We start from the raw sequence: 7,258 nt of genomic DNA on the forward strand, positions 1-7,258 counted from the left end.
CATCCCACTACCCGCCTGCGGGCAGATCGGTGCGCGGGGCGGTGCCCAGATGGACGCCGACCCGCTTGACCAGGAGCGTCATCTCGTAGGCGACCTGCCCGACGTCGGAGTCGGCGTCCGAGAGGACGGCGAGGCAGCTGCCGTCCCCGGCGGCGGTGACGAAGAGGAAGGCGTCGTCCAGCTCGACGACCGTCTGCCGGACGCTGCCCGCCTCGAAGTGGCGGCCGACACCCTTGGCGAGGCTGTGGAAGCCGGACGCCACGGCGGCCAGATGCTCGCTGTCCTCCCTGGTCAGGTCCTTGGACACCCCCGTCGGCAGGCCGTCGCCGGACAGGATGACGGCCTTGCGGATGCTGGCGACCCGGTCGACCAGATCGTCCAGGAGCCAGTTCAGCTCGCCCTTGTCGGTCGCCGTGTGGCCGGTCGCCTTCGGTGCGGTCATCGACCGTCCCCCTTAGTCGTTCGTCGTGCTGTGCCGTCCCGGGCTTCGTCGCCCGCGGCGTTCTCCTCCCGGCCACGCTGCCAGCCGCGCTGGAGCGAGGCCATCCGGCTGCGGACCTCCTCGGCATCACGGTCGGCGGGCGGCGCCGCGCGCTCGGCACGCCGGTCGGTGTCCTGCTTGAGCTGGGGTGCCAGGCTCGCCTGGCGTACGCGCCGGGGCAGCGGCCCGGTGCCCGGCTCCGGGGCGGAGTCATCTGGGGGTGCGGCGGTGCCGGCGCGAGGCGGTGCCATGTCCGCCGGGCCGACGGTGCCGGGTGTCTCGGTCCGGGTGCGCCTGGGCAGCGCCGGGGCTTCCGAGACCGCTTCGGCACTCTCGGCCGGCGTGGTGGTGTCCTCGGCGCGGTCGGTGAGTCCGGTGGGGCGCCGCGAGGACGTACCGCGGCGGCGGGTGGGCAGCGGGGCCGGTCCGCCCGAGTCGGAGCGGCGCACGGCGGCAGAGGCCCCGGGATCGGGTTCGCCGCGGCGGGGCCGCTGGTCGGTGACGGGCTTGCCGTGCGAGCTGACCAGCTTGGGCGTCTGCCGCCGGGGCAGGGGTACGGCCCCGTGGTCACCAGGCTCGTCGCGCGACAGGCGATCGGCCGCCGGGGCGGCTGCCTGCTCGTCGTCGCCCGGGCGGACCCGGTGCGGGCGGAACAGACCTCCGCGCTCACTGTCCTCGTCCGGGAGGGCGCCGGGGAAGTCGTCCAGCGCGTCGAGATCGACGGGCGCCTCCAGCTCGACCGGGCCGTCCAGCAGGGAGGTCGGCAGGCCCGGCAGTTGCAGGGGTGCCGGGGACCGCCCGGCACCGTGGCCCACCGCCTGTCCGGTGCCCTTCACCGGCCGGTCCCGGTCGAGCCGGAAGCCGACGCCGTTGGTGTCCGGGATGTCGTCGCTGAGCAGCGCGTCGGGGATGAACACCACGGCGGTGGTGCCGCCGTACGGCGACGGCTGGAGGGAGACGCGGACGTTCTGGCGCTGGGCGAGGCGGCTGACCACGAACAGGCCGAGCCGGTCGGTGTCGGAGAGTTCGAACTCGGGAGTCTCGGCGAGGCGCAGATTGGCGTCCAGGAGTGCCTCGGCCGTCATACCGAGGCCCCGGTCGTGGATCTCCAGGGTGAAACCGTTGGCGACCCGCTCGCCGATGACCTGCACGGCGGTGTGCGGGGGCGAGAAGACGGTGGCGTTCTCCAGGAGTTCGGCCACGAGATGGGTGAGGTCGGCGACGGCGGGCCCGGTCACGGCGACCCGCGGCAGGCGCCGGACCTCGATGCGCTCGTAGTCCTCGACCTCGGCGACGGCGGCGCGGACGACGTCCATCAGCTGCACGGGCCGGCGCCACTGCCGGGAGGGCGCGGCTCCGGAGAGGATCACGAGACCCTCGGCGTGCCGGCGCATACGGGTGGTGAGGTGGTCCAGGCGGAACAGGTCGGCGAGTTCGTCGGTGTCCTCGGTCCGGCGCTCCATGCTGTCGAGCAGGGTGAGCTGCTTGTGCAGCAGGACCTGGCTGCGGCGGGCGAGGTTGACGAAGACCTCGGAGACGCCGGCCCGCAGCTCGGCCTGCTTGACGGCGGCCTCGACCGCCGCGCGTTGCAGGGTGTTGAGGGCCTGTCCGACCTCGCCGATCTCGTTCTTGTCGTACTCCAGGCGCGGGACCTCGGTCTCGACGTCGACCTGTTCCCCCGCGGACAGCCGGCGCATCACGCTGGGCAGCCGGACACCGGACGCCTCGTGCGCCTCCAGGCGCAGCTGGCGCAGGTCACGGATCAGGGAGCGGCCGACCCGGATGGAGAGCACGACGGAGAGCAGCAGGGCGACCAGACCGAGGACACCGGCGACGGCCGCCTCCACGATGACGCCGACGGCCACGGGGCGCATACGGTCCTGGAAGCGGTCGCCCACCTGGTCGTCCAGGGTGCCGAGTTCGTCCAGGACGGTTGCCGCGGCGGCGTCCCAGCTCTTCGCGGTGACATCGCGAGGGATGCCGGAGTCCGAGGCGATGACGGTCCGTTCGGCCTCCCGCAGCGGGGCGGTGGTGGCGTTCTTCCAGAAACCTTCGTAGCGTTCGCGCTCCGCGGCGGGCAGCAGCGGAAGGCTGATGTCGTACAGGAGGGTGCGCTGGGCGACGAGGTCGGAGATGCCACGGCTCTCGTCGCGGGTCAGCCGGCCGACGACGAGGGAGGAGCCGAGCAGGGCGTCCTCGCGGGAGAGCAGCTCGCGGGCGCGGGTGACGTTCACCAGGGCGCGGGCCTGCTTGTCGACCTCGACGTCGTCCAGGCCGTCGAGGGACGCGAGGAGGGCGTAGCAGGGGTCCACGAGACGGTTGTAGAGGTCGAACGCCTGGGCGCGGGTGACGGTGCCCCCCTCGATGCTGCGACGCAGGAGGTCGAGGCCGTCCAAGGCGTCCAGGACGGCGGTGAGGCGGTCGCTGTCGTCCGCGTCCATGCCGCCCCGGACGTCCGGGTCCTTGGCGTTCTCGCGGATGGTCGTGATCACCCGGTCGGTGGCGGTGCGGGTGCGGTGCAGCGCCGCAAGGGCCTCGGAGGCCCGCGGGTCGGCGAGGTAGACGAGGGTCTGACGACGCTCCTGTTGCAGGACCCGAACGGTGTCCTCGGTGGGGTAGCCGATGTCCTCGACCACGTCGGTCACGCGGAACAGCTGGGCGACTTCGCGCCCCGTGAGCACCGTGGCGAAGCCCCAGACGGCGGTCAGGGACACCAGCGGCACGAGAAGCAGCGCCACGATCTTCCGGCGGATCGACTTCCCGCGAAAGCGCATGGCCTCCCCCAGCTCGACCCCCGCCGGCCGGGGGTGCTCATGTCCGTCAGCAAACGGCGCGAGCCTACTACCGCCTCGCGGTCAACTCGAAGACATGTCCGGAGGGCGAACTTCCGCCCTGGCGGCGAGACATGGCGAGTTGTCCGGGCATTGGGGGAGATTGCCACCGCGATCCGGACACCCACGCGGTGCCTACGACGGCCGCACGGTCAGGCGGTTGGCCGGTTTTTTTCGCCGGTTGGGAATCTTCGGGGGATCTCGTGCGTCCTTCTCTATGGGAAATGGGGGCGGAATGGGCCACAGGAGACGCATCCCGCACCCCGGCGGCGTAAAACAGCGCAAGCCGGGCAGCCACTGGGGAGTCGGAGTCTTCGGACGCCGGGGGCGAGCGGTCTGCTGGCGGTGGGGAGTGACACGGTGATGGGCACGGCGGAGCGGCGCGGGGCGCCCGAGGAGAGCGTGGCGGAACGCTCGCGGGTTCGGAGGGACAAGGAGGAGCCGGATCGGGACATTCCGGTGCGCGAGCGCGGCGGTGACGAACGGCAGCAGAGCTACCGTCCGTTGTGGATCGAGGAGCCGGCGCGTCGGCACCCGTTGCCCGATCCGGTGCGCACGGCGGCGGTGCGGGCGGTCCTCGTCATAGCGGTGACGCTGATTCAGGCCATGGTGGCGTTCCTGTCCACACTGGCCGGGTCCTGGCTGGCGTTCCCCATGGTGATCAGCAGCGTGGCGAGCACGGTGGTGGCCACCTGGGCCGTGGTCGACGTGTGGGTGACCCGCCAGGTGTGGAACCAGCGGTACGGCGTGGTCTCCGAGCCCAGCAGCACGGCCCGGACCCTGCGCCGCGAGCGCCGCGCCCGCCGCCGCCAGGAGCGGGCGAGCGTGCGGGAACAGGAACGGATACGCAGGACCGGCGGCGCGGGGCAGCTGTCGCACTCCTGACTCCTGGCGAACGGCGCGGGAACCGCCGGCGGTCAGGCCACCGGGGCCCTGGGGTCCCGGACGCCTGGTCGCCGCGCCAGGTGACCCGACCACGGGACGCAGGAAAGCCGGACCCCGGTCCTCCCCACCGTCACAGAACGGCCGGCTCCACCCGGGGCCCTTCCGGTCGCCGGCGTTCCTCCTGCTGGAGTTCGCGGCGGGCCCGCATGAACGCGCGGGGGCGGTCCACTCCGAGTACGGCGACGGTGCGGCCGTCCCGTTCGTAGCGGGCGAGGAAGCCGGACCCACCGGGGGCGCCGTCGTCGGTGATCTCACCCTCGGTGACGTGGACGGTGTCGCCCTCGCGGTACCGGCCCGCGAACTGGATCCGGGAGTCGTACTGGTCGGACCAGAAATACGGCAGCGTGCGGGCGGTCGCGACGGTGCGGCCGGCGAGCAGGTTGGTGACGGCGACGCGGGGCTGCTCGGTGGCGGAGGTCCAGTGCTCGGCCCGGGTGCCGCCGACCCGGGCGACGTCACCGACCGCCACCACCTGCGGCAGGGTGGTCACGCACCCGTCGTCGCACAGCACACCGTCATGCAGCGCGAGTGCCGAGCCCACCAGCCAGTCGGTGTGGGGGCGGGCACCGATGCCGACGATCACTATGTCGGCGGGCAGCGTGCGGCCGTCGGCGAGGTCGACCCCGGTGACGGCGGCGGTGCCCCGGAGCGCGGCCACGCCGGTGCCGGTGACCAGTTGCACTCCGCCCCGGCGGTGCAGGGCGGCGCACACCGCGGCCATCCGGGCACCGAGTTGGGGCACGAGCGGCAGCGGCGCGGCCTCGACCACCGTGACCGCGTGGCCGAGCCGGGCACACGAGGAGGCGGTCTCGGCGCCGATGAAGCCGCCGCCGATGACGACGACCCGGCGGGGCCCGCGGGTGAGCTCGGCGCGCAGGGCTCGGGCGTCGTCCAGGGTGCGCAGGGTGTGGACCCCGGCGAGGCTGTCGCCGGGCAGTCGGCGGGCGGCGACGCCGGTGGCGATGACGACGCCGTCGGTGGAGACCGTGCGGCCGTCGGCGAGGAGGACGGTGCGGCCACGGGGGTCGAGCCCGCGGGCGCGGACGCCGAGCAGCCACTCGGCGTCGAGTCCGGCGGTCTCGTCGGCGTCGGTGAGGGCCAGTTCGCTCTCGTCGGCGCGGCCGATGAGGAAGTCCTTGGAGAGAGGGGGGCGGTCATAGGGGTGATGGGGTTCCTCGCCGACGATCACCAGTCGGCCGTCGAAGCCCTGGGCGCGTAGCTCACGGGCGGCGTAGAGCCCGGAGAGGGAGGCGCCGACGATGGTCACGGTTCTCATACGGCACGGCTCCAGGCGTCGGTGGCGGGGCGGCGGGGGCGAGACACGCGGCGCGGGCGAACCTCTGCCGCGGCGGGCGGACGGCCAGGGGCGGCGGAGGCGGGGTGCCGGTGCCGGGCGGTGTTCATGCGGCCGTACCCTCCTCCGCGCCGAGGTGGACGTGCACGACGCCGTCCTCCACGGTGACGCGGTGAGTGCGCACCGGGCGCCGGGCCGGCAGACAGGTCGGTTCGCCGGTGCGCAGGTCGAAGGACGCCGCGTGCAGCGGGCACTCGACCAGGCAGCCCTCCAGCCAGCCCTCGGAGAGGGAGGCGTCCTGGTGGGTGCAGGTGTCGTCGATGGCGTACAACTCGCCGTCCTCGGTGCGGAACACGGCGATCGGCGGTGTGGTCGCGACGCGGACGGACTCACCCTCGGGAAGGTCTTCGAGGCGGCAGACGGGAATCACGGGCCCCCCTCTCGGTCCGGGACACTCGGTCCGGGACCTGCTCGATGCAGGCGTCAGGGATGCCTCCGGGAGCCCGGACCCACGTCGGTCCGGCCCGGTGAAGCGGCAAGGGAGTGACGGACCGTCGACGGTCCGGGTGGTCCGGCACCCTTCCGGGATCCAGACGCTTCGGTAACATGATGTTTCACATGGCGCACGATTCAGCGCTATGCGCAACAGAATCCGGGCGGGACGACCGTCGCGTCAAGGGCTTCCCGCAGATGCGGCCCGAACCGGGCCCACAGGTGGTGAGAGTTGAGCCATGACCCGCACGCAGAAGCAGTCTGACCGCAGCGAGGAGACCACACAGACCCCAGGGGCCCCGGAGAGGCAGAGCGGCCGGGGAACGGCCAGCGCGGTGCAGTCGGTGGACCGCGCCGTGAGCGTGCTGGAGATCCTCGCGCGGCACGGCGAGGCGGGCGTCACCGAGATCGCCGAGGAGCTGGACGTGCACAAGTCCACGGCGTTCCGGCTGCTCGGCGTCCTGGAGAACCGCGGCCTGGTGGCCCAGGCCAAGGACCGCGGGAAGTACTACCTGGGGGCCGGCGTACTGCGCCTGGCGGGGGCGGCGGCAGTGCGTCTCGACATCTCCCAGGAGGGCGTCCCGGTCTGCCGGGAGGTCGCCGACGAGCTGGGCGAGACGGTCAACATCGCCGTGCTCGACGACGACGCGGCGGTCAACATCATGCAGGCGCGCGGCACCGCGTCCGTGACCGCGCAGAACTGGCTGGGCAGACGCACCCCGCTGCACGCCACCTCCAGCGGCAAGGTACTGCTCGCGCACATGCCGCCGACCCTGCGCGAGGGCCTGCTGGCACGGCCGTTGCCGCGGTTCACGGACCGTACGATCACCGGCGCGGCGATGCTGCGCGCCGAACTGGAGGCCGTGGTCGGGCAGGGCTACGGCGTCACGATCGAGGAGCTGGAGCTGGGGCTGGCGGCCGTCGCGGCGCCGGTGCGTTCGCACGACGGCAAGGTGATCGCGGCGATCAGCGTCTCGGGTCCGGTCTACCGGCTCAACGCGGACCGGCTGCCGGAGGTGGCCAAGCGGACGGTCGCCGCGGGCGCCGAGCTGTCCCGGCGGATGGGGTACGGCTTCTGAATCGCCTTCAACACCGCTGATCGCGCACCGACTCGCACGCGCACGGCCCGAACCACGGCGGGGGGGGGGGGGGGGGGGGGGGTGCGGGGGGGGGGGGGGGGGGGGGGGTGTTTCCCCACAGGTTCTTTTTTCCAAG

General features: G+C 73.2%; 6 protein-coding genes. 2 read left to right on the forward strand and 4 right to left on the reverse strand.

Features of this window, described 5'->3' with window-relative positions; all coding sequences use genetic code 11:
• Positions 1-7: 7 nt before the first annotated feature.
• A complete protein-coding gene (locus ACZ4WH_RS41235; RefSeq protein WP_030644885.1) occupies positions 8-442 on the reverse strand; it encodes a roadblock/LC7 domain-containing protein in 435 nt (144 codons plus the stop codon).
• Positions 439-3,255, reverse strand: a complete 2,817-nt coding sequence (locus tag ACZ4WH_RS41240; RefSeq protein WP_468190697.1) for a sensor histidine kinase — start codon at positions 3,253-3,255, stop codon at positions 439-441. Before ACZ4WH_RS41240 ends, ACZ4WH_RS41235 begins: the two co-directional genes overlap by 4 nt.
• Before the next feature lie 420 nt (positions 3,256-3,675).
• Here ACZ4WH_RS41240 and ACZ4WH_RS41245 point away from each other — a divergent pair, with 420 nt between their 5' ends.
• On the forward strand, positions 3,676-4,197 hold the full coding sequence (locus ACZ4WH_RS41245) for a hypothetical protein (RefSeq protein ID WP_468190699.1): 522 nt from the start codon (positions 3,676-3,678) through the stop codon (positions 4,195-4,197).
• A 130-nt stretch (positions 4,198-4,327) separates the two neighbouring features.
• On the opposite strand, the gene ACZ4WH_RS41250 is transcribed toward ACZ4WH_RS41245, so the two are convergent.
• Positions 4,328-5,533 carry an NAD(P)/FAD-dependent oxidoreductase gene (locus tag ACZ4WH_RS41250; RefSeq protein WP_468190701.1) on the reverse strand — a complete coding sequence of 402 codons (1,206 nt, stop codon included), beginning with the start codon at positions 5,531-5,533 and terminating at the stop codon, positions 4,328-4,330.
• A 124-nt stretch (positions 5,534-5,657) separates the two neighbouring features.
• Positions 5,658-5,981: a bifunctional 3-phenylpropionate/cinnamic acid dioxygenase ferredoxin subunit gene (locus tag ACZ4WH_RS41255; RefSeq protein WP_030644878.1), complete on the reverse strand. Its 324-nt coding sequence runs from the start codon at positions 5,979-5,981 to the stop codon at positions 5,658-5,660.
• 301 nt (positions 5,982-6,282) lie between these two features.
• On the opposite strand from ACZ4WH_RS41255, the gene ACZ4WH_RS41260 reads away from it, so the two are divergent.
• On the forward strand, positions 6,283-7,122 hold the full coding sequence (locus ACZ4WH_RS41260; RefSeq protein WP_468190704.1) for an IclR family transcriptional regulator: 840 nt from the start codon (positions 6,283-6,285) through the stop codon (positions 7,120-7,122).
• Positions 7,123-7,258: the final 136 nt, after the last annotated feature.

It is taken from the genome of Streptomyces sp. NPDC029138, from assembly GCF_055564375.1.

Coding starts and splice junctions, on each gene's coding strand:
- ACZ4WH_RS41240 (WP_468190697.1), bottom strand. CDS start 3,255: ATGCGCTTTCGCGGGAAGTCGATCCGCCGGAAGATCGTGGCGCTGCTT.
- ACZ4WH_RS41245 (WP_468190699.1), top strand. CDS start 3,676: ATGGGCACGGCGGAGCGGCGCGGGGCGCCCGAGGAGAGCGTGGCGGAA.
- ACZ4WH_RS41250 (WP_468190701.1), bottom strand. CDS start 5,533: ATGAGAACCGTGACCATCGTCGGCGCCTCCCTCTCCGGGCTCTACGCC.
- ACZ4WH_RS41260 (WP_468190704.1), top strand. CDS start 6,283: ATGACCCGCACGCAGAAGCAGTCTGACCGCAGCGAGGAGACCACACAG.
- ACZ4WH_RS41235 (WP_030644885.1), bottom strand. CDS start 442: ATGACCGCACCGAAGGCGACCGGCCACACGGCGACCGACAAGGGCGAG.